This is a genomic window from Terriglobus roseus (assembly GCF_900105625.1).
Classification (GTDB): Bacteria; Acidobacteriota; Terriglobia; order Terriglobales; family Acidobacteriaceae; genus Terriglobus; species Terriglobus roseus_B.
On record NZ_FNSD01000001.1, the window covers coordinates 4,221,178 to 4,243,509 of the forward strand.

Below are 22,332 nucleotides of genomic sequence, written 5' to 3' on the forward strand. Positions count from 1 at the left end.
AATGGCTGACACGGGTACGGAACGCAGCAGCACCGCTGTTTGAAAGCTACGGATGCATTACCTTATTGGCTTCATCATCGCGATGTTCATCGCGCTCACCGGCGTAGGCGCCGGCACGATTACGACACCGCTTTTGATCCTCTTTCTTGGTGTGCCCACCAGCATCGCCGTCACCACGGGGCTGGTCTTCGCCGCATCCGTGAAGTTACTGCTGGTGCCCACGCAGATCCTCCGCAAACAGGTCGCGTGGAAGGTGCTCGGCTGGATGTTGCTGGGTGGTCTGCCCGGCGTTCTGCTCGGCTCCTTCTTCCTCGCACACCTCGTCAGCAAGGGTTCGCAACACTTCATGAACGCCTTGCTGGGCGCGGTGCTGGTGGGCACGGCGATCTACCAGATCTTCTACTCCTTCCGGCCGATCAAGAACCCGCGTGAGATCACCCGCGACGCACCCTGGGCCATGCCACTGCTCATGTTTCCTGTCGGTGCAGAGGTTGGTTTTTCCTCGGCCGGTGCGGGCGCGCTGGGCACTGCGGCTCTGCTCTCACTCACCACGCTGCCACCTGCGCAGGTCGTGGGAACGGACATCCTCTTTGGTTTCCTGGTCGCGGTCATCGGCAGCGGCGTCCACATGTTCAACGGCGCGCATGACACACAGTTGCTGAAGGAGTTGATTATCGGCGGCATCGGCGGCGTCATTGTCGGAACCGTCTCGGCAAAGTTCATCCCGAAGCGCCCGTTGCGCTTCGCGCTGTGGGTCTGGCTGCTTATCATCGGCGTGCAGTTTCTGTACACCAACATGATCAGTGTCGCGAAGTAGCGAAAGCCTCTTCAAAGGTAAAAAGCGCGGGCATCAATGCCCGCGCTTTTTATTGGTCGTACAGTGACTTAATTATTTCCGCACGCATGGTTATAGACCACCGGCTTCTTCCACTCTTCCATGGTCGCAAACAGGATGCAGTTCGCGCCGGTCTCAGTGTTCACGCGCCACGTCAGATTCCCCTGGCGATAGACCTGGAACTTGCCAGTGCCGGTGAAGGCCGCGCCATTCGGCGGGTTCGGCTGGATGCTGTCTGTCGCGGTAGTCGGCCGGTTCTCAATAGCCGCGCGAGGTTTCTGCGCGGGTGCCGGCGTTTGTTCGGCAGTGGGAGTCGGATCGTCTTTCACCGTGTCCGCGCCGGTGTCATCAATCTTGATGGCGCCATCCGCAGCCTGCGTCGCCAGATGCCGCTGGTAGGCGTAATACCCCAGGTAGAGCGCCAACAAAACCACGACAATTCCGAAAATTCGCTTCCCCATGTCACCCTCAAGGTACCATCGGCGCGTTGTGTCGGCAGTACCACTTTTGATCCGGCAAATCACCCTCCGATCAGATCGGCGTCGCACCAGCAGCTATTTTCCAGGGCCACTCCAAGACGTGAGGCGTAAAATCAATACGTGCCGAAGTATTCCATTGTCGTCCCGTTTCATAACGAGGAAGAAAACGTAACTGCGCTTTATGACCGTCTGAAAGACGTCATGGAGCATGTGGGCGAGACCTTCGAGATGATCCTCGTCGACGATGGCTCGCGCGATCGCACCTATCGCCTGCTGGAAGAGATTGCCGCCGTCGACAGCCGTGTGCTCGTCATCAAGCTTCGCCGCAATTTCGGACAGACCTCCGCACTCGCTGCGGGCTTTGACCATGCGCAGGGCGACTATGTCCTTGCCATGGACGGCGATCTGCAGCACGATCCGCGTGAGATCCCGGGCTTCCTGTCCAAGCTCGAAGAGGGTTACGACGTCGTCAGCGGATGGCGCGCGCAACGTGCCGATAACTTCGTCATGCGCCGCATCCCGTCGCGCATCGCCAACTGGCTGATGGCGAAACTCAGCGGCGTCGACATTCACGACTTCGGTACCACCTTCAAGGCCTACCGCCGTGAAGTCATTCAGAACATCCCGCTCTACGGCCAGATGCACCGCTTCATCCCGGCACTCGCATCCTGGTACGGCGCATCGATTTGTGAGATCCCGATCTCGAACCCGCCGCGCGTTGCGGGCAAGAGCCACTACGGCATCACGCGCACCTTCCGCGTCTTCTTCGATCTGCTGACCATCCGCTTCCTGCTGAAGTACATGATGCGGCCGCTGCACTTCTTCGGCAGCTTCGGCGCGATCAGCGTCCTCGCAGGCATGCTGATGGCTCTATGGCTGGCGGTGTTGAAGGTCGTCACACACGGCCACATGCTCGCACAGCATGGCCCCTGGTTCATCATGGCTTCGGTCTTGATCCTGGCCGGCGTGCAGCTTATCGGCATCGGCCTGCTGGGCGAGCTACAGGTGCGTCACTACCACTCACCGCAGCACCGCGCGCCCTACGCCGTCGAGCGCATGGTGCGTTTGCGGTCGTCGGAAGAGACGATGCTCTCGTAGGTTTGTCACTTGGAATACAAGTAGGGCCGCGACACAGTCGCGGCCCTTGTTATTTCTCCGGCGTTCTCTCCCTATTGGCGTCATCCCCAAACGCAGCGAAGGACCCCTGCGAAGCTCAATCACCGATACCATTAGCATCTTGCAGCCACCAGCACTCGCGATCGTCCGAAGCGCAGTAATTCAGCTCTGTCACTGTCCCCGCCTCGATCCGTTTCACTTGGTCACCAGCGGACTGAAGGTCCGCGACTTCCCAGCCCAGGGCGAAGCCCAGGGGTCCGGAGTCGATGGGACAATTGCGGGCTGAAGGCCCCGCGACAGAACGCTCCCCTTGTGCAAGAGACGTTCGGGGCAGCCTGCTCTTTGTCGCGTGCTTTCAGCTCGCCGAGCGGCGCCTCGAAAGGCACCCAGGGCTACGCCCTGGGGTAGGAAGTCACGGGCCTTCAGCCCGCCGGGGTGCGGGATGCCCATTCATGACAGCTGCTTCGTCATGAGAGGATTTGCAGTGACAGCGGGAACGAAGTGCCCGCCACCAATGGAAGGATTCTTTCGGAGGGGCAGGGTTTCAGCCCTGCCATTTCAGTCATCACTCAAGATGGCTTTAGCCGCTGAGGGATTTCGCTTCAGTTGCTAAAGCCGAATCCTGTTGTCATCCGCATATGGCATGGCTGAAGCCATGCCCTTCCGAAAACAAGACGCTCCTAGAACGTCAACGCAATCTGTCCGGTCACCGTGCGCGGGCTCACAAAGTGCGTTCCGCTGAACGTCGACAGGAAGTTGTACAGCGCCACCTTGTTCGTCAGGTTGCTGCCGGTGATGGACACGTTGGTCTTGTATCGATCCTTATGCAGCACGTTGTCCCAGCCAAGCTGCGCATCGAACAGCGTGCGAGGCGCCACGCGCGGTGGATTCCTGTCGTCGTTCTCCGTGCCCGGTGCGGGGATTTTGATCAGCGGCGAGTACAACTGGTTTGCCGAGCAGCTTGTGATCGGCGCTGCCAGCGTCGCCTTCACGTTGCCGCACTGCAACTGGATCTGCGCCTGCTGGTCGGGCGTGAAACCGAGCACTGTTGCCGCGTCCGTCGCCGCGCCTGCCACCATGCCGCTCTCATACCGCCACGTCAGACCCGCGTAGGGACCATGCTTGAACTGGTATTGGAAGTTGCTCGACTGCTGGAATGCCTGGTCATGATCGATACGGAAAACGGTGCTGGTGTTGATGCTGGGATCGTTCGAGAGCACGCCGCCAACCTCGGGTCCGAAGAAGCGCGAACGCGTGTGCCCAATCGCCGAATAAGCCGAGAAGCCATGATAGTTCGGGATGCTGACCTTCACGCCCAGTCCATCAATCTTCGACTTCGCCCACTGGATGGGGAAGGCAAGCGGCGAATTCAGCACGGTGTCAAAGTCAAAGTCGCGATCGGTGTACTTCCAGAAGTACTCCGCGTTCACAACCACGAAGTGGCTGAAGGCCTGTTCAAAGCCGGCGTTGTACTGGTTGCGTGCTGCGGGCTTCAAAGGCACGGCAGCCACGGCATCGCCTGCCGTGCTCTCCAGCCCACCAATGCCCGTGGAACTGCTGACCAGCAGGTTCTCGTTGTAGGGCGTCAGGAAGAACTTGCCATAGCCCAGGCGGAAGACGGTGCCTGTCGAAGCCAGGTGATAGCTGACACCCAGGCGTGGCTGCACCAGTGACCGCCGGCTCAGGCCGTTGTAGTTATCCACGCGACCGCCCAGTTGCAGATTCAGGTTGTGCCACGTGATGTTGTCTTCCACGTAGAAAGCTTCCTGCTTGATATCCGTGCGTCCCTTGAAGGTGTACAGCGAACCACCGCGCGTCAGGTCGTACGAGGCCAAGCCCGCGCTGTAACCATCATTCGCTACGTAGTTATTTCCAACACCGCACTGCGCCTGTGTCCGGATCGTCGGATCGGTCACGGCGTTGCCGTTTGCGTCGTTGCAGGGCGCATTGAATGTTGCGTTCGTCACGCCCAGGCCAAAGCCCTCTGACAGGAACGTGTGATAGATCGTCGCTCCCACCTTGATGGTCTGGATACCCTTTGTCATGGTGTAGTCAGCCTTGAAACCCGCGTTCTGCAGGCGACGCGATTGAGACAGCGTGACCGGCGAATCATCCAGGATGTCGTGGCTGGGGTAGTAGTGAAAGTTATCCTGCCGCAGGTATGGCGACATGCTGAACAGGCTGGTCGCGTTGATCGTGTGCGTCCAGGAGGGTGCGATGTTGAACGAGATGATCTTGCCGCGCTGATCCTGCGTCGGCTGGTCGTACTGGTTCGGCTGTTGAAACCACGAACGCGAGAAGGTCGTGTTCAACTGCAGCGCATCCTTGTCCGTCGGGTGCCAGTCCGCACGGTTGAAGATGTTCTGGTTGTTGCCGATGTCGTGGATCGGATGCAGCTCCGGGCTGTCCAGGTAACGTCCGCTGCGGAAGCCGTCGACGGAGACGAAGTCGCCGACCTTCGCGCCGCCTACGCCGAAGGCAAGGGACGGCGAGAACGTTCCAAAACTGCCGTACCCCATCGAGACGGTGCCCGTCGGCTTCAACTGGCCAAGGCCGCTGCGTGTCGTCGTCTCGACGACCAGGCTGGTCTTGTCGCCATACTCGGCCGGGGCGATGCCGTTGATCACGTTGACCGACTGGATGATGTTGGGCGAGGGCTGGTTGCCGAAGACGCGGCTCTGCTGATCGCTGATGGGCTGGCCGTCGATGGCAAAGGTGGTGTCGGCGTGCTCGCCCAGCGGATGGAAGAGACCGTTGGAATCCGACGCGATGCCCGGCGTGCTGAGTGTCACCAGCGACGACAGCGGGGAAGACGTACTGACCAGAGGCAGCTTCGTGAACAGGTCGCGGTCAATGGTATTGGCCTGCTGCGCGCTGGTGTTCAGCACGTCCTCTGCCTCGACGGTGATCTCCTGCGAGGCAGCGCCAATGACCATCTTCAGATCGACCGTCGTCGGCGATCCGGTGCGCACCTGTGCATCGCCGGTGCCTGCGGCAAAGCCGGCTGCGGCCGCCTCAACGTGGTAGCGGTTGTAGGGCAGGTTTGAGAAGGTGTAGTGTCCTGCGCCGTCGCTGGTCGCGGTGCGGCGCAGGCCGCTGACCGGATTGGTGATGGTGACCGTGGCGTTCGGAACAGCGGCGCCGGAGGGATCGGCGACGGTGCCTGTCACGGATCCTGTGTTGCTTTGAGCGACAAGCGAAACACCGGCAACGGCCGGTGACAGAGCAAGCATGAAGGCGAATCGGCCCATGCGCATGTGTTGGTTCTCCCTGAGTGTTGTTGCCTGCGGAGCGGTGCGTCGAGCGCACCCTGCGGACTCATCAAGCCGTAAACAACACGACAGAGAGTCCGTACTACCCGGGCTAAAACGCTGGAGGAGGCCGGCAGAACAGGGAAGAGTGCCAACCCGTGACCGGACCGGAGGCCGCGATGCGCAGAACAGGTCGCGGCTGCGACACCCGCGGAATCCCAAAGGCAAAGACAGCCAGCGTGACGATCGTCGAAAGCGCAACGCAAAGTGCGCAGGCATCGGCGGAGTCAGGACCGGCAGGATTGCCGGTCTGGTCGAGAGTCAGGCCCATGCCATGCAGCGAGGGAGCCGCAAGGGCATCTGCGTGGCCCGTTGCCGTGTGCGCAAAGGAGAACATCAGCAGCAGCAGGCAGAGCACCGCACACGCCTGGCTGAAGGCCGAGGACGAGCGGTCGCGCACTGGGAACTGAGGAAGTCTCATTTGGATGGAACCAACTCCAGCTTACACACAACAGCCTCGCCCACGAAAACCTGTCAAGAGGTAAATCGCGTAAGTGGCCTGTTATGTGAGACGTAGAGGTGGCCGGAAAGCTGCGCCAAACCTCTACAATAGAAGTAGGGACTATTGGGAGGGTGAGACCCAGATCTTGCGGCCGGATCGGGAATCCGTCAGTCCGGTATGGAGTCGGCATCTCCGGTAAAGGAGGGCGCGATGGCTGCTAACCCCTTTGGAATCTGATTTTTGTCTGTAACTCCCATGGAATCTAATTTTTGCCGATTCGGGAATCGTCAACTTCAATGGAATGAATAATTTGCAAGAATAAGGGGGAGGGGTACCCCCGCGCTAGCTGACATGCACGATAGGGCGACGCTCCTGCTGCGGGATTGCCTTGCGAAGGACCTCCTGGGTCAGCGGAGCCGTATCGCCCTCGCCCAGGAACAGGAATCGCATGATGTTCACGGCGGGACTTACCTGCGTCCACCGGAAGTACACGTGAGGCACCTTGCCGGTTCGGCGCTCCAGGTAGATCAGTACGCCCGCGATGGCATTGGCGACGACGGGACTCTTGGCGCTGAGGATGCGGTGCCGGCCCACACGCCGGCCGGTGACGCACAGCGTCTCAGAGAAATCGGAGGCGTCGCCGCGCACGACCTCGAAGAAGAAAAGGCACTCGTCGTCGCTGAGGTTGTGGAAGCGACGAACTTTCCAGTCGGCCACGTCCAGCAGTTCAACGGAATCGCCCAGTTCGGGTCCGCGAGCCACCAGCCGAATGAGTTGGTCGTCATCCTCGGCAAGGATGGAGTCCGCCGCTTCGTCCAGTTCCACCTCGGTGATGCGGAGTTCCGTCGACCGCAGCGCTCGCGAGACGAATGAGGACAGCAGGATGCAGCCGATGAAGATGGACGAGATCTTCAGGCCTTCTGGCCGCTCCACGATGTTGGCGAGTGTCGTGTAAGCGAAGATTGCGGTGGTCGCGATGAAGGCCCAGCGCAGCTTGGTGTTCCACACACTGAGCATCACCGCGACGGATGCCGAGGTAATCAGTACGAGGACACCCGTCGCATACGCGCCGCCCTGTGCATCGACGTCCGCGTGAAACAGGATCGTGACAACCGTCGCGATGCCCATGAAGACCAGCACCAGCGGTCGCGAGGCTCGCGCCCACTCAGGCGCCATGCCGAACTTGGGCAGGTAACGCGGGATCAGGTTCAGCAGGCCGGCCATTGCGCTTGCGCCGGCAAAGCCAAGGATCAGGATCGTGCTGACGTCGTACGCTGTGCCCAGGACGTTGCCGGCGTAGTGGTGCGCCAGCCATGCCATCGCGCGGCCGTTCGCCTCACCGCCCTCGGCGAACTCCTTCGCCGGAATCAGGACGGTCGTAATGATGCTGGTCGAGATCAGGAAGACACTCATGATCGCCGCCGCCGTGACCAGCAGGTGCCGGGCGTTGCGGACGCGCTCTTCTTCCGAATCTGCCTTGATCAGCGGCATCACCGCAACGCCGGTTTCAAAGCCGGACAGACCGAGTGCCAGCTTGGGAAACAGCAGCAGTGAAAGGCCGATCATCATCGGGATGCTCTGGTGCCGCTCGCCGATGGCGAGACGCCAGTGGTGCAGTACAGCGGGGTGCTTGATGATCTCCCAGAAGCCGGCGCCGACCACGATGGCGTTCAGCACCAGGTAGCTGCCGACGAGCCAGACCGCGACGTCGATGGCTTCCTTGAAGCCCTTCAAAAAGATGCCGCTGAGAATCGCCAGGATCAGCAGCGTCACGATCATCTGGTGATCCATCCAGCCCGGCATCAGCGGGTTGTGGATCAGGTGGTTCGCGCCATCCGCCGCGGACAGCGTCATCGTGATCACGAAATCAGTCGTTGCAAAGCCGAGCAGCACCAGAACGAAGATCTTGCCGCCCCACGCGGGAAAAAGCCGCTGCAGCATGGCGACGGAGCCCTGCCCATACGGACTCGCCTTGCAGACGCGCCGGTAGACAGGCAGTGCGGCGAAGAGCGTCACCAGAACAAGAACCAGCGTGGCCAGCGGCGACAGAACGCCCGCGGCAAGGAACGCAATGCCTGGCTGGTATCCCAGCGTCGAGAAGTAGTCGACGCCGGTGAGGCACATCACGCGCCACCACGGATTCTGCGCCTCATGTTCAACGTTCGGCGTAGGAACGCGCAAATCGGCGAGCAGCCAGTCTGAGAATGTCATCTGTTCGTTCGGAGTCCTCGCCAAAGTATAAGGTTGGCTGGTCGGTACGACTGCTTCTTGCCAACGATTCATACGTCATTAGCATTCCCCGACCCGGAGTGCGCTAGGCTGATGCGGAGGGCCGCTTGTAGCGGACCTTTTCAAGGGGGATTGCCGCACGTGAGTCAGACTATCTTTCTGCTGGAAGACGACGCGGACATCAGTCGGCTCGTTCGCTACCACCTGGAAGCTTCCGGCTTCACCGTGCAGGCGTTCTCGAACGCCGGCGATGTTCTGCCTGCAGCCGAACGCAAAGCACCGTCGCTGTTCCTGCTGGACATCATGGTTCCCGGCGGCGATGGCCTCGACCTCTGCCGTCGCATGCGCCTGAATCCCGCTCTCAGCAGCGTTCCCGTCATCTTCCTGACGGCGCTGGCGACCGAGAGCGACCGGGTACACGGTCTGGAACTGGGCGCGGACGACTACATCACCAAGCCGTTCGGCACACGGGAATTGCTGGCCCGCGTGAAGGCCGTTCTGCGGCGCTTCGAGCGCCAGGAACCAACCGAGACGCTGCGCGTTGGAGAGATCGAGATCGACGGCAGCGCCATGCAGCTGCGGGTGCGCGGTGAACTTGTCACAACGACAGCCACTGAGTTCCGCCTGCTGGACTATCTTGCCCGTCATCCCGGACGTGTCTTCAGCCGCGACCAGTTGCTGGACGCAGTCTGGGGCGATGCCCGCTTTGTGACGCCGCGTTCCGTCGATGTTTACGTTCGCCGCATCCGCGAGAAGATCGAAGATGACGCCGAAGAGCCGCGCTACCTGAAGACCATGCGCGGTGCGGGCTACCGCTTCGAGCGTGCGGATAAGATTTCGCAGGCTGCCGCTGTTCCCAGCGAAGCCGCTGTCGAACCCGCGTAGACTGCGGCCAGGGTGAAACGCCTCCTCAAGCATCCGCTGACACACGCGCTGCTATGCTTCGGCTTCGGCGCGCTGCTGATTGCGTCGATTCCTCGAAATCCGGGGTTCCGATGGATTGCCGTGATGCTCTACGCTGCCACGTGCCTCTCCAGCGGCCTTGCTGTTCGCAGGCAATTCCGCATCCGCGCCAATGCCGCAGCACGCGGCGTAGCCGCCATCGTCGGCCATCACCAAAGCTCCACCGGCACGACGCTCGCGCCAGTACTCGATCTGCGAAACACCGTCGACGGCGGCGGTCCGATCTTTGATCCGATCCTGCGCGCCGCACGCGACGCCAGGGAATACATCGCCGCAGAACGCGCCAGGCTGGAAGAGCGTGGCAATCAGCTTGAGGTCCTGCTCGAAGGCATGCAGGATGCTGTACTGGGTGTGGACTCAGCCGGACGCGCCCAGTGGAGTAACGGCCACATGCAGCGCCTGATGGGCCGCGACACTGCCGGCGTCTCCGTTCGGCACGGTCGTGCCCTGGTCCATACCTTCCGCGATCCCGCGTTGCTGGCGTCGATTCAGAACACGCTCGACAACGGCGTTATCACCGAATGCCGCAGCGAGTCCATCGTCGCAGGCCGCATCTTCCAGGTTCACGCGGCGCCATTGCCAGGCGGTGGCGCAGTCGTCGTTCTGCATGACAACACCCAGGCAGAGCAGATGGAACGGACGCAGCGTGACTTTGTCGCGAATGTTTCGCATGAACTGCGTACGCCGCTGACATCCATCGTCGGCTACGTCGAGACGGTGCTGGACCACGAGACACTCTCTGTTCCCGCACGTGAATTCCTCGACACCGTCCTGAAGAACGCTTCGCGCATGCATCGGCTCACGGAAGACCTGCTCTTGCTGACACGCGTCGAGCGCGCGGAGAATCCACTGGAGCCCGCGCCGGTTGAGTCTGACCAGTTGCTGCGCGATGCCCTCAGCATGGTCTCCGGTTCGACCTATGCGGAGGGTGCCCGGCTGGAGATTGACGGCAGCACGAGGCGCCGCGTGCTCGCCGATGAGAACGCGATCCTCCAGGTGTTGGCCAATCTGCTTGAGAATGCTGTGAAGTATTCGACCGGCATCGTAGTGCAACCGCGTGTGATCCTGTCTGCCAGAGAGACCGAAGGCGAGGTGGAGTTCTGCGTGAAAGACGATGGCCCAGGCATCGCGTCGGAGCATCTGCCGCGCATCTTCGAACGCTTCTACCGCGTTGAAAAGGCTCGGTCGCGGGCTACGGGTGGGACGGGACTCGGGCTCTCGATCGCGCGCGATCTCATTGAGCAGCATGGCGGCCGCATCTGGGTCGAAAGCGCGCTGGGCGAGGGGAGTACCTTCCGATTTACCCTTCCGTTCGCTGATTGACAGTCTTTTCACGCTTTTCCCGTACTCTAATAGCACGATTTCGTGTGCAGTACGTAAGGCGTAAGACATAGACACGATCGTGTACGCGGGCAGCACCATCTCACATTCTGTAAGCAAATTCCGCCGCGCAAGGTGCGCACGGACAGCGAAGGCATCGAGGGGTTCCGGATCATGAGGAAGCGTTTCCACCAATCTCTCGACGAACTGAAAGAGAAGCTGCTGGTCATGGCGGGCTTTTCCGAACAGGCGATTCAGCGTGCCATTGAGGCCTATCGCACTCGCGACGGCGAGATGGTAGAGCTCGTGCGTAAGTCGGAGCCATCGATCAACCGCCTCGAACGTGAGATCGACTCCACAGCATTGGATCTGCTGGCGACTGAGCAGCCCATGGCGGTTGACTTGCGCTTCATCCTGTCTGTGATCCGAATCAACGCTGACCTGGAACGCGTCGGCGATCTCGCCGTGAACATTGCCGTGCGTGTCGGCGAGACGAACGCGCTGCAGCCTGTTGATCTCCCGGTGGACATCCCACGGCTCGGGACACTGGCTGCTGCCATGATCCGCAAGGCCCTGGAAGCCTTCATTGATGGCGATGCGGAGATGGCAGAGAGCGTACTGGCGTTGGATGATGAGGTCGATCGTTTAAACTCGGCCGCCTTCCACGCTCTCTCCCGCGTCATTCGTGAGCAGCCCGCCGTCACCACGCAGGCGCTGAACGCGATGCTAATCGCCCGCAATCTGGAGCGCGTGGGAGACCACGCCACCAACATCGCAGAAGACGTCATCTTCTGGGTGAAGGGCAATGACATCCGCCACAAGATGACCGCAGCGTAAGTTAACCGTGCGACCGGTCAGTGGCTCATGCCATCGAGCTGGGTCACAGGGTGATCCCCGGATCGATGTCAACACCGTGTAAGTCATCCGGTGACCACCCGTCAATGGAACACTTCACCAGCGGCTGAAGCGAGGATCAAGCGTTGAGACGAGCGGGGAGTTCAGCCAAATAGGCTGAATTGTCCCTTGCTGTTTGTGAGTGTCGAAACCTCTTCAACCTCTGCTGTGATCGCGCCGCCCGAAACGCCAACATCGGAAGCCTCAACGCTCGTTGGAGCATCGTCGGCGGTGAACTGCCACGAGATCATCCGTCCCATTAACGGATAGAACAACGCCAGCATGATCGGTGTGTCCGCAGGCAACGTCTTCAGCCGCATCGCAGCATACGCACGCAGCTGCTGTTCGTAAGTGATCCGTTCTTCTGCCAGAAAAAGATCCTGCTCACCGGCAGCACGGTCGGCAGTCTTGAAGTCCACGATCCAGAGCGTGTCTTCTCCCGCAGCGCCCGGCTTGCTGCCAGCAAAGAAGCTGCGGTCGAGACGTACACGAACCATCTCGGTACCTTCACCGCTACGCCATGCCGCCTCATTAGAAGACATGCGATGCTGCAGCAGCAGCCACCTGCCGTCCGTGCTGCGCAGCATCTGGAGGAGCGCACGTTCCACGGTGCCAGCTGCACGCTCCACCGCAGCGGGCGGCAAACCGCCCGAGCGAAGCATCGCGTGAATAGCCGTAGACCATTGCGGCACTTCACGCGCCATATGATCCAGCGCGCTCTCTGGCGTCTCGCCTGCGGCGATGTAATGAGCGACAGCCTGAGTGACTCGCTCTACAAAGGCGTGAATCGCATTGCCGACGGCACGGGCGCCAAAGGTTCCCTGCGGCCGAGCGAATCGCTGACGTGTCGTGCCTGCGTCGAGACTCAGATAGCTCCCCATCGCGGGCTGGGAGTTGTGCAGGGAACGGATTGGATCGACGCCGTCCGGCAATCTCTGGAAAGACGGTAGCCGAAAGGTCTTCGGCTCCACGTCCTCAAGATCGGCAGATGCGGCAAGTGCCAGCGGCCCCGTCTCGAATGTATCGTTGACCAGCTCGATGCCGTGTACCGGAGATGTCTCCATTTCGGGGATGGCATCAACACGGAACTCCATGGAAGCCGCAGGCCATGCGGCTTTCAAAAGTGTCCCAGCTTTGACGGTCGGCGCGCCGTCACTCGCACGCGCCTCCGGGAATCCGTAAAGGTGCAGCGAAACACGGGCACGCGTCGCAGCCACGTAGAACAGCCGCTTCAACTCGAGGTAGACGCGCTCGCGCCGGCGCTTGCGAATGTACTGCAGGACGGCCTCTGCCTGGCCGCCCTTCGCAGGCAATGGCGCCAGTAGTACATCGTCCGAGTTGGCAACTTCCAGCCACTCGAGCGCGGTGAAGGCATCTCGTCCCGCAGGGCGATGCAGACCGGGTACTATCACCAGATCCCACTCAAGGCCCTTAGCGCGGTGGACTGTCATGATGTCGACAGCGTTTGCAACATGGCCGGTCTGGGCAAACAGGCGCTCCACGCGACGGTTCAGTGCGGGCAGCGTTACGGCTTCGCCGTCGGTTTCCATCGCATCCAGAACGCGCAGGTACTGTCGTACATTCTCGCGACCCACGTCATCGGTGCACAGGTCGCCGCCCAGTGAGCGCCAGGTACGGTCCACCCGGTCCGCAAGCGCCGCTGTACCTGCGTGACGCAGGGCGCCGTCCATGACGTCCAGCAAGCGAAGGACCCGTGAGGCGGCAGGCGCAGGCAGCAGCGATGTACGCTGACGAAGCAAGGGACGCAGCGCGTCGCCGCGGTGTTGACGATCATCGCCGGCTACCAGCGTGTGCAGATGCGCGAGCTCCACACCACACCACGGTGCACGCAGCAGCGCAACCCAGGCAACGCGATCGGCTGGATGCAGCAGCGCGCGCGTCACCGCCATCACGTCCAGCACCTCCTGCCGTTCGGACAGACTCTCAAGGTCCACGGCGCGGTAAGGGATACCCGCTCTGCGCAGCGTGTTGGCAATTTCCGTGACATGAGTTCGCGCACGGGTCAGCACCGCGATGGTCGATGTCTCGCCTTTTCGGGCCCGCCACTGGCGAATGACTGTTGCAATCGCCCTGGCTTCCTGGCGCACGGCACGCCGCCGCACGCGTCGGTTCTCCATGAGACCGTCGCCGGGCGCGATGGCCCTCAGATGCCACTGCGCACCATCGCCTTCGACAGGATCCTTCGCTGCGGTCGCCGTGTGGAACTCCACATCTCCCTCGGGCGCGTGGTGCGGCGGGAAGATGCGCGTAAAGGCGCCATTCAGTTCCTCGACAAGCGTTCGTGTGGAGCGGAAGTTGCTCGATAGCCGCAACACGCTGAGCTGAATCTCGCCCAGCAGCCCAGACGCCATGCAGCCTTGAAAGCGATCAACGCGCGCCTGCCGGAAGAGGTAGATCGACTGTTTCGGATCGCCGACAAGGAAGACGGTCTGGCTTGCGCCATCCCATCCGGAGGTGAGCGTCTGGAGCAGGTCGTACTGGCCCGAGGAGGTGTCCTGCATCTCGTCCACCAGCAGGTGCCGCAGCGGAGCACCAAGCGCACTCTGCGCCTCAAAGGCGTTCTCCTTCAGAGCAGTCCGCGCAGCCAGCGCGATTTCCGTGAAATCGCAAACACCCTCGCGCGCGAAGAGCAGTTGTAACTCCACCAGCGCGCGCTCCAACAGGCGGAAGAGCGCCTTTGCGACCTCCCACTGTTCGCGGGGATACACGGCGCCTTCAAAACCGCGCACAATATTCAACAGGTCCTTCAGTTCTTCTGATTGAATCGATTCAATCAGCTCCTTCAGACGCGCTTTAGCCTTTGCATCGACAACAGCGAAGACGTGGTTCGTATTGTGCGAAGCGCGCCAGCCATCCTTGGTCAGCAAGGCATGTGCGATGGCCTTCCAGTACCGCAACTGGTCCGGGCCACAGCCGGGAGGCACGGGCATGCCGCCGCATTCCCGAAACGGATGCGGATAGTCCTTGTAAGGATCTGCATAGGCAAGCTGCTCGGTGATGGCGGCAATCTCCAGCAGCGCCTCTTCATCGAAGGCGTCCCGCAGCTCTTCCATTGCACCGCAGACGACGCGCTCCAACGAGGCGTTCAGGCGGGGCAGCGTCACGTGTTCAAGATGCTCCTCCGTCAGGTGACTGCCCAGTGGGATCAGGCTGCCCCATTGCTCGCGCGTGCCCAGCATCTCTGCCAGCACTCTCTCGCAGAAGATCAGGTCCCCGTCGCGATGCAGCAGGACGGTACGTACCGCTTCGTTCAGTGCTTCGTCTTCGCCGCCGAACTGCATCATGACGGCGCGTGCCGCGCGAGCATAGATGGGGCGCGCATCCTGCATGGGACGAGTCACGCCCGCCTCGCCGGAAAGCAGCGGAAGTGACCGGGCGATCTCTCCGCACAGGGAATCGATGGTGCGAATGTTGAGTCGCTGCGGCCGTTGCAGCAGCCGCCATCCTCGCTCGGCATCGCGTGTCAATACGGCCTGCGCCAGCTGCCTGGTGAGCCGGGCAAAGTCACTGTCAGCCTTGGCTGTGCCATCCGCGGTGGAGCTCAACGCGGCCAGCACACGCTCCTGCATTTCGGCCGTGGCTTTGTTGGTGAAGGTAAGCGCCAGCACTTGTGCAGGCTCGTCGACGGTGGCCAGCAGCTTCAGGAAGCGCTGGATCAGAAGGCCCGTCTTGCCACTGCCTGCGGGCGCTTCCACAATGCAGGAAGTCGTGACGTCCAGCGCTGCTTCACGCTCTGCGGCGTCGCTCATCGGTGTCGGGAACTCGATTACCACGCGGGGGCCTCATCTTCCTCTTCCGTCAGGTCGTCGTCGGGTTCCAGTTGCGTCAGGTCGAGCCGGCAGATAGGGCGGGCCGCACAGTGCTTGCAGGTGATCAGGTGGTCCTTGGGATCGACGGCAGCTTCGCCATTGGCATACGCCTCCGCCAGCCGCTGCAGATCTCGCCGCCATTCCTCCATGCGTTCATCGAAGGGTAGATCGCGCTTCGTTCTGGTCGCGGGTCCGATCATGCCGGCACGTTCGGCCATCTCGTCGAACTTCATGCCGTCCTTCTGAACACGAACGCTGCCAAAGGCGATGCCGCGCACATCGTCGATGCCGCCAGCGATGGCGTAGACGGGAAGTTGTGGCGCTTCGAGTCGTTCGCCGATCCAATCCTTTCGCTCGGCGACTCCAGTCTTGTAGTCGATCAGGACGCTTGCCGCTGTTCCCTCCTCTTCGCTGCCAACGCGATCGATGCGATCCACGCGCATGTCCATACGCAACGGACCGACCTGGGCGCCGGGAACCTGGAGTTCCGTGTGCAGCACGACGAAGGGAGGACGTTGGCATTCCACATCGAGCCAAGAGGAGAGCAGCTTGAAAAGCCGCTCGCGCTGCACCTGGAGATAGGCCTCGTCCCATTGATTTGCGGGCGTGTTAGCGAAGGCCTTCTCGATGCAGACTTGCAAAAGCGTATCCCGCTCTCGTGCACCGTTCGTATCAACCTTGCTGATTCGCAACAGCTCGGCCTGCGTCTTCACCGTCTCCCAGAATGCCTGTAGTGCGGTATGAACCTGCTCGCCGCGGTCACGCGCGGAAAGACCCGCGTCAAGCGTTTCCAGTTCTCGCACGAAGAGACGACCTTGAGCGAATGCGCGAAAGCCGCACTGCGCCTGCGCTGTAAGGACGCTGACACCGCCCGCTGCCACACCGTCCGGCAGTGAAGGCAGGGAGATCAAGTCTTCTACCGGCTTAACCAGTGCGGGAGTCGCGACCGCTTCGTTCACCGCGGCGGACTCGAAGACAATGCCGGGCATCGCTTCGACGAATGGTGACGGTCTGCGGTGGCCCTCAGGACCGCTCGCTGCATAGCTGAAAATTGTCGTCGCGGACGAACGCACGCAACGCATTGTTGCCTCGCGCGCTTCGTTCTCGTCGCGGTCAGTTTCGCTGCCGGGCATGCCGAGTGCACGCTGCAGTGCGGAAGGCAGCAGGGGATGCATTGCGCGTCGGGGTGGCCAGGTGGCGTCGTCCGCATGCAGGAACCAGAGCACGTCGGCAGTACTGCCCGCGGCTTCAGTGACGCTCATCACCTGGATGGGAGCGCCCCTGTTTTCCGGAGCGAAGAGCGTCTCTCGTAGGATGTCCGTAAGGTCGTCGAGAAAGGCAGCAAAGGTCGTTCTTGCACCCAGGAGGTCCAGCGTTGAGAGACGATCCAGCGCCTCTTCCCATCGGTCTACGGCCTGGTATTCCGTGCTCGACCGCTCCTGCCGGCCCGGCCATCCAGCGCGTTGCAGCAGTTTGCGGCTCTCATCCGCGAAGAAAGCATACGAGTTACGCGAGTCTTCGAGCGTGCGCGCTGCCGATGCGACGCCGCGTAGAGCTGTGGCAGTGCCTGCATCGCTCCTCGCGAGGATGGCTGTTGCTTCAGCAAGCGATACCTGCGCGCGCAAGAGAGTAGCGGAGGCTTCACGCAAAACAGAGGCATCCAGCTCCGCACCGCGTTCCGGCGTGGGCGCCATCGACAGGTAAGGACTGCACAGGATTGCGCCTGCATCGGGAATAGCGATCGATCCTGCACACCACCGCAGCAGCCGCAGAGCATCGGCCACCATGCCGACCTGTGAGAGCGGCCGCCCGGTTGAGAACTCGTAGGGCGCGGAGTGGATCGGTGCGGTGACATCGGCGAGCGCCGGCGCGACGGCGGACCGCAGCGCGCGTTCCAACTCAGGCCGCGCAGTTTCCAGGTCTGGCGCAATAATCGCTACACGCTTGCCGCCCGTAAGTGCTTCGCGAGCCCACGCGCTGCACGCGCGCAACTCGTCGTCTGGACTGCCGCAGGCCAGCAGCGTCGGTGAAGTCATTTGTTCGCGCGCCGGCTCTACGTGTTGCAGCGATGCTCCGACCTGTTGCAGGGAATCGGCCACGGCGCGCTGCGCGGGTGTCAAACGATCGAAGCCGTAAAGAAGGTACTCCGCGACGACGGTCGCTCTTCGGTTGCGCAGCAGGCCTGCAATCTCGATGTCCAGATATGAGTTCGGAAGCAGACCTTCGTCGCTGCACAGGTTGCTGAATTGCCTGTACCAACCGGCGAACGTCGCGGCATCGGACAGATCAGCCTGCAGGTTCATCCGGCCGAAGCGATCTTCGATATCGAATGCGCCTAAGAGCCGCAGCGCCGCGGAGCATAGCTTTGCCTGCGAGGTCAGTGGGCGAAGGCTCTGCGCCGCATCTTGCTGGAGAACACGCTGCCATACAGCGCGCTCCTGCAGGTCGTTGAGCAGCACGCGCGTTTCTGACCCGGCGATCAAAGCCGACTGCCATAACGATGCGGTCCACGCCGTCCAGGACAACACGTTGGCCGGTTGCCAGGCTAACGTGCCTTCAGCACGCCGCGCATCGTCGAAGTGTGCTGAAAGGCGACGAGCGGTGCGTAGATTCGGCGTCAGAACGACGGCGCCGCGCTTCAAGGCAGCGTCCACGCGCACGGAAAGATGGTCCGAGCCAGCCGATTCAGGTTGGGTTGCGGGGCGGTCGGACATTCTCTTTTTATACGCCTTTCAAGCCTGCTGGATCTCACCTGCACTTGCGGGCTGGCCGCGGCGAAAGCTCAGTGCGAAGAGCAACAGTAGACCGCACAGGGGGACCAGCAGGGCCGTTCGCAGGGAACCAGAAGCGCGCGAGACGGTTCCCAGCAGCAGCGGCAGCGTCGCCGCGCCGATACCAGACACAGCGATGATGGTCCCAACCTCATGAGCGGCTGCGCCTTCTCCCAGCATGGATGAGAGGACCAGAGGGAACCACGGCGCCAGTGCGATGCCCAGCAGCCCAGCGATCACAGTGATGGTTGAGCCCCCATGGGCGCGGCTCAGCATCGCGGTAAGTGCTGTGGCGGTGAGCAAAGATCCGATCAGCAAAGTCCGCTCGCGCATCAGTCTCAGCAGCAGTGGCGCCAGCGCGCGGCCTGACGTGATGCCAATCCAGAGGGCGGACTCGCCGAGGGCGCTGGTCTGCAGCGCACCCGATCCGTACCGCGTGCCGAAGGTGGTAATCCATCCACCGATGGATGTCTCCACGCCGCCGTACAGCAGAAGGAGGAAGCCGAAGTAAGCAAAGGCGATTCCAGACAAACCGCGCCCTGAGGTCCCAGCGCCTTTCGCCACACGCGCTGGACCGAAGCCTTTTGCGTTCACCATGGCCGCGATGCAGGCGGAGAAAAAGAGGGTCGCGGCAGAGCCCAACAGCATACCCAGTCGAACATGTGGCAGCAGGCTGCCGAGCAGGAAGGGAGCGCATACCGCACCCAGGCTCCAGCTCAGATTGACCAGGGACAGGGCCGATCCCCGGTGGCTGGCGAAGCGCTGGGAAGCCAGCAAGTTGACCGCGGTGAGCATCTGTCCAACGCCAAACCCCAGCGGCAGCAGCGCCGCCGCGTCCCAGGGCAGGGAAGCGTGCGACAGCGCGCATGCGCCCAGCAGAGCAAAGCCAAGGGTCGCGGCGGCCGATCCCCGGATCAACGAGAACCACAGGCGGCTGGAAGTGGTGACACCCCCGAAGAAGGCCCCCACGAATTGTGCGGTGAAGAAAAGCCCGCTGCCGCTGTCAGTGGCATGCGCGCTTGCGGCCAGCACGGGCAGGGTTGGCCCCAGGAACACTGTGCCGAAACCGGCAAGCAGCATGCAGAGATGAAGAAGTGCAAGGTGGGGGGATGCACCGGCCGTGATTTCGGCTGGCGTCGGGGCGGGCGCTGCTGTGCGCTCGCCGGACTGATGATTCATGTTCCCTCCGCGGCTCGTCGGCGCAGAAGGCTGCGCTCGCCGGCCATCTCTTCCTCGCAAAGTATCATGGACGGATGAGCCGTAACGTACAAAGGTGCTGCGCCGCTGTCGTGCTCTGCTTCTGCGGACTGATCGCCGGATGCCGCAAGTCGACTGAGGTGCTCCCAAAAACGACGAAGCAGTTCTCCGTCAAAGGCAAAATCATCGCCACCGATCCGGAGCATGCGGAGATCACCCTGCAGCACGATGCGATCCCCGGCCTGATGGAAGCCATGACCATGCCCTACAAGGTCGCGCGCAAGGAGATCGTCAATGAGTTGCACCCCGGCGATGTGATCCGCGCGCGCCTTCTGGCCGACCAAACGAGCGATGGCGATTTCACGGGTGCCAAGCTGGATGAGATCGCAGTCATCGCGCAGGCCAAGCCGGATTTCAAGCCGACCAGTAACTATCACGCTCCCAACGTTGGCGACGTGCTGCCGGACTTTACTCTGATCGATCAGGATGGCAAGCCCATTCATACGGCAAAGTTCAAGGGCAAGACGTTGCTCATCACCTTCATCTACACGCGCTGCCCGCTCGACGACTTCTGCCCAAAGATGAGCCGCAATTTCGCAGCGATCTCCAAGTCGCTGGCAGGAGATCGCGCACTGTATGACGGCACGCACATGCTGTCGATTTCGTTTGATCCTGCCTATGACAAGCCCTCTGTCCTGCGCGCTTACGGCAAGTCCTACACGGGTGATGGCGGGTTTGCGCACTGGCAGTTTGCCGCGCCAACGGCTGCAGCGCTCCCGGAAGTAGAGAAGTACTTCAACGTGGGCGTGACGCCGGAAGGCAACGGCTCCCTGACACATTCGTTGTCGACTCTGCTGATCGATCCGGCTGGCAAGGTGGCGGCCTGGTATCCCGGCAGTGAATGGACACCGGAAGAAGTGGTCGCGAAGATTCGATCCGTGCCCCGCAGCTGATCGGGCACACAAGAATCCCATCGCGGCTGGTCTGCCGTGCATCTAGATAACTGCAGCAGCTACAAGGCCCGAGGAGGGCGGCAACACATGGGATCGTTCGGACCCTCAATGTCGGGCGGTCATTCGGCCCGCGGCGTGGAACGCGCATCGCGTAATCCATCGCGTTCTATCTCAGCAGAGCTCACACAGAAGAAGCCAAAGCCCCCGCTGAAGCGGGTGTGGCCCGAGGTCATGAAGCTGGTGAAGCCGCGTCTGCCGCTACTGGGCGGCAGTCTGCTGGTGCTGATTCTCAACCGTGCCTGTGGCCTCGTCCTGCCGGCTTCCACGAAGTACCTGATCGACGACGTCATGCGACAGCACCACGCCGAGATGCTGCCACGCATTGTTGGTCTGGTCGTCACGGCGACGATCCTGCAGGGTGTGACCACCTTTGCGCTCACTCAGATGTTGTCGAAAGCCGGCCAACGCCTCATCACGGAGATGCGTACGAAGGTGCAGGCCCACATCGGCCGCCTGCCCGTCGCGTACTACGATGCCAACCGCTCCGGAACGCTGGTGGCTCGCATCATGTCTGACGTAGAGGGCGTACGCAACATCATTGGCACGGGGCTCGTCGACTTCCTCGGTGGCTTGATGACAGCGATCTTCGCGTTCATCTACCTGATCCGTCTCTCAACGCAGATGACGCTGCTGACCTTTGGCGTCCTGATTTTGTTCGGTGGCGTGATGGCTCGCGCCTTCAAGACCATCCGTCCCATCTTTCGTGCGCGCGCCATCATCAATGCAGAGGTGACGGGCCGTCTCACGGAATCGCTAGGTGGCGTTCGCGTTGTGAAGGGCTACCACGCCGAGGATAGCGAGGCGCAGGTCTTCGCTGAGGGTGCGCAGCGGTTGCTGAAGAATGTGATCAGCACGCTGACGGCGCAGTCGATCATGGCACTCTCATCCACTGCGGTGATGGGAATCGTTGGAGCTCTCGTGATGTACCTGGGTGCTCGACAGGTGCTTGCCGGTCAACTGTCCACGGGTGGCTATGTCACTTACACCATGTTCCTCGCGTTCATGATCGCGCCGCTGATGAGCCTGGTGAATATCGGCACGCAGATTACAGAGGCGCTCGCAGGCCTGGACCGCACAGCAGAGATTCTGAACGAGCGCGAAGAAGATGCCTATCCGAATCGTAAGGTCGTTCTGCCTGCCATCGCGGGTGATGTTGTCTTCAACAACGTTGTGTTCGAATACGACCCTGGCAAGCCGGTCCTTCATGGCGTGAGCTTTGAAGCGAGGCCGGACACGGTCACTGCGCTGGTCGGTTCGTCCGGATCGGGTAAGTCGACGATCATCTCGCTCGTCTGCGCCTTCCACGATGCAACCTCAGGCAAGGTGCTGGTAGACGGCATCGACCTTTCTACCGTGCAGCTCGCTTCGTACCGATCGCAGCTTGGTGTGGTGCTGCAGGAGACGTTCCTCTTCGACGGGACCGTGCGTGACAACGTGGTCTTCTCGCGACCGGATGCCACGGAGGCCCAGTTCCTCGAGGCGTGCCGCATCGCACGTGTGGACGAGTTTGCGGAGCGGTTTGAGCTTGGTTACAACACGATCGTGGGCGAGCGCGGTGTGAAGCTCTCCGGAGGCCAGCGTCAGCGGTTATCCATCGCACGCGCCATCCTTGCCGATCCGCGTATTCTGATCCTCGACGAAGCAACAAGCTCGCTCGATTCAGAAAGCGAAGCGATGATTCAACAGGGGCTCAACCACCTGATGACAGGACGAACCACATTCGTGATCGCGCATCGTCTCAGCACGATTCGCAACGCCGATCAGATCCTGGTGATCGAAGGTGGCAACATCGTGGAGCGTGGCACGCATAGTGTGCTCTTCGCTTTACGTGGACGCTACCGTGAGCTGTATGACCGCCAGCACGGCCTGGAAAGCAACCTGTTTCTCGCGCCGGGCGAGGGGGACAAACTGGTGGAGCCGGCGGCTGTTTAG

Annotated in this window: 14 protein-coding genes; 7 read left to right on the forward strand and 7 right to left on the reverse strand. The window is 61.6% G+C overall.

Annotated features, from left to right (window positions below):
• Window positions 1-52 precede the first annotated feature (52 nt).
• On the forward strand, window positions 53-817 hold the full coding sequence (locus tag BLW03_RS17555) for a sulfite exporter TauE/SafE family protein (RefSeq protein ID WP_074655314.1): 765 nt from the start codon (window positions 53-55) through the stop codon (window positions 815-817).
• A gap of 68 nt (window positions 818-885) precedes the next feature.
• Here the strand turns inward: BLW03_RS17555 and BLW03_RS17560 are convergent, their stop codons facing one another.
• Window positions 886-1,296, reverse strand: coding sequence for a hypothetical protein (locus BLW03_RS17560; RefSeq protein WP_139285249.1), 411 nt, complete (start codon window positions 1,294-1,296; stop codon window positions 886-888).
• Between the two features lie 138 nt (window positions 1,297-1,434).
• Here BLW03_RS17560 and BLW03_RS17565 point away from each other — a divergent pair, with 138 nt between their 5' ends.
• Window positions 1,435-2,412 carry a glycosyltransferase family 2 protein gene (locus tag BLW03_RS17565; protein ID WP_074655316.1) on the forward strand — a complete coding sequence of 326 codons (978 nt, stop codon included), beginning with the start codon at window positions 1,435-1,437 and terminating at the stop codon, window positions 2,410-2,412.
• Between the two features lie 698 nt (window positions 2,413-3,110).
• Here the strand turns inward: BLW03_RS17565 and BLW03_RS17570 are convergent.
• The 3 genes from BLW03_RS17570 to BLW03_RS17580 all read right to left on the reverse strand — a co-directional run bounded on the left by BLW03_RS17570 (window position 3,111) and on the right by BLW03_RS17580 (window position 8,394).
• The gene (locus tag BLW03_RS17570) at window positions 3,111-5,687 is read right to left on the reverse strand and encodes a TonB-dependent receptor (RefSeq protein WP_074655317.1); all 2,577 of its coding nucleotides are present in this window, start codon (window positions 5,685-5,687) and stop codon (window positions 3,111-3,113) included.
• A gap of 106 nt (window positions 5,688-5,793) precedes the next feature.
• The gene (locus tag BLW03_RS17575; protein ID WP_074655318.1) at window positions 5,794-6,162 is read right to left on the reverse strand and encodes a hypothetical protein; all 369 of its coding nucleotides are present in this window, start codon (window positions 6,160-6,162) and stop codon (window positions 5,794-5,796) included.
• A 363-nt stretch (window positions 6,163-6,525) separates the two neighbouring features.
• Complete coding sequence (locus tag BLW03_RS17580; protein WP_074656115.1) at window positions 6,526-8,394, reverse strand: APC family permease; 1,869 nt, start codon at window positions 8,392-8,394, stop codon at window positions 6,526-6,528.
• A 159-nt stretch (window positions 8,395-8,553) separates the two neighbouring features.
• Here BLW03_RS17580 and BLW03_RS17585 point away from each other — a divergent pair, with 159 nt between their 5' ends.
• The 3 genes from BLW03_RS17585 (at window position 8,554) to phoU (ending at window position 11,532) form a co-directional block, all read left to right on the forward strand.
• The gene (locus BLW03_RS17585) at window positions 8,554-9,297 is read left to right on the forward strand and encodes a winged helix-turn-helix domain-containing protein (protein ID WP_244502141.1); all 744 of its coding nucleotides are present in this window, start codon (window positions 8,554-8,556) and stop codon (window positions 9,295-9,297) included.
• Between the two features lie 12 nt (window positions 9,298-9,309).
• Window positions 9,310-10,698 carry a sensor histidine kinase gene (locus BLW03_RS17590; RefSeq protein WP_074655320.1) on the forward strand — a complete coding sequence of 463 codons (1,389 nt, stop codon included), beginning with the start codon at window positions 9,310-9,312 and terminating at the stop codon, window positions 10,696-10,698.
• Window positions 10,699-10,869: 171 nt separating this feature from the next.
• Entirely contained in the window at window positions 10,870-11,532 is a 663-nt protein-coding gene (gene phoU, locus BLW03_RS17595; protein WP_074656116.1) for a phosphate signaling complex protein PhoU, read from the forward strand.
• A 161-nt stretch (window positions 11,533-11,693) separates the two neighbouring features.
• Here phoU and BLW03_RS17600 read toward each other — a convergent pair whose 3' ends face one another.
• From BLW03_RS17600 to BLW03_RS17610, 3 genes are read right to left on the reverse strand one after another with little or no spacing between them, the layout of a single operon-like run.
• Complete coding sequence (locus BLW03_RS17600) at window positions 11,694-15,383, reverse strand: UvrD-helicase domain-containing protein (protein ID WP_074655321.1); 3,690 nt, start codon at window positions 15,381-15,383, stop codon at window positions 11,694-11,696.
• On the reverse strand, window positions 15,377-18,133 hold the full coding sequence (locus tag BLW03_RS17605; RefSeq protein WP_074655322.1) for a PD-(D/E)XK nuclease family protein: 2,757 nt from the start codon (window positions 18,131-18,133) through the stop codon (window positions 15,377-15,379). Before BLW03_RS17605 ends, BLW03_RS17600 begins: the two co-directional genes overlap by 7 nt.
• A gap of 18 nt (window positions 18,134-18,151) precedes the next feature.
• Window positions 18,152-19,369 carry an MFS transporter gene (locus BLW03_RS17610; protein WP_083350618.1) on the reverse strand — a complete coding sequence of 406 codons (1,218 nt, stop codon included), beginning with the start codon at window positions 19,367-19,369 and terminating at the stop codon, window positions 18,152-18,154.
• Window positions 19,370-19,443: 74 nt separating this feature from the next.
• Here BLW03_RS17610 and BLW03_RS17615 point away from each other — a divergent pair, with 74 nt between their 5' ends.
• Window positions 19,444-20,340: an SCO family protein gene (locus BLW03_RS17615; RefSeq protein WP_074655323.1), complete on the forward strand. Its 897-nt coding sequence runs from the start codon at window positions 19,444-19,446 to the stop codon at window positions 20,338-20,340.
• An 87-nt stretch (window positions 20,341-20,427) separates the two neighbouring features.
• Entirely contained in the window at window positions 20,428-22,332 is a 1,905-nt protein-coding gene (locus tag BLW03_RS17620) for an ABC transporter ATP-binding protein (protein WP_074655324.1), read from the forward strand.

Bases quoted from the DNA above. Each gene is read 5' to 3' on its own strand.
- BLW03_RS17555 (WP_074655314.1), top strand. From the start codon at position 53: ATGCATTACCTTATTGGCTTCATCATCGCGATGTTCATCGCGCTCACC.
- BLW03_RS17560 (WP_139285249.1), bottom strand. From the start codon at position 1,296: ATGGGGAAGCGAATTTTCGGAATTGTCGTGGTTTTGTTGGCGCTCTAC.
- BLW03_RS17570 (WP_074655317.1), bottom strand. From the start codon at position 5,687: ATGCGCATGGGCCGATTCGCCTTCATGCTTGCTCTGTCACCGGCCGTT.
- BLW03_RS17575 (WP_074655318.1), bottom strand. From the start codon at position 6,162: ATGAGACTTCCTCAGTTCCCAGTGCGCGACCGCTCGTCCTCGGCCTTC.
- BLW03_RS17580 (WP_074656115.1), bottom strand. From the start codon at position 8,394: ATGACATTCTCAGACTGGCTGCTCGCCGATTTGCGCGTTCCTACGCCG.
- phoU (WP_074656116.1), top strand. From the start codon at position 10,870: ATGAGGAAGCGTTTCCACCAATCTCTCGACGAACTGAAAGAGAAGCTG.
- BLW03_RS17605 (WP_074655322.1), bottom strand. From the start codon at position 18,133: ATGTCCGACCGCCCCGCAACCCAACCTGAATCGGCTGGCTCGGACCAT.
- BLW03_RS17610 (WP_083350618.1), bottom strand. From the start codon at position 19,369: ATGAATCATCAGTCCGGCGAGCGCACAGCAGCGCCCGCCCCGACGCCA.
- BLW03_RS17615 (WP_074655323.1), top strand. From the start codon at position 19,444: ATGAGCCGTAACGTACAAAGGTGCTGCGCCGCTGTCGTGCTCTGCTTC.
- BLW03_RS17620 (WP_074655324.1), top strand. From the start codon at position 20,428: ATGGGATCGTTCGGACCCTCAATGTCGGGCGGTCATTCGGCCCGCGGC.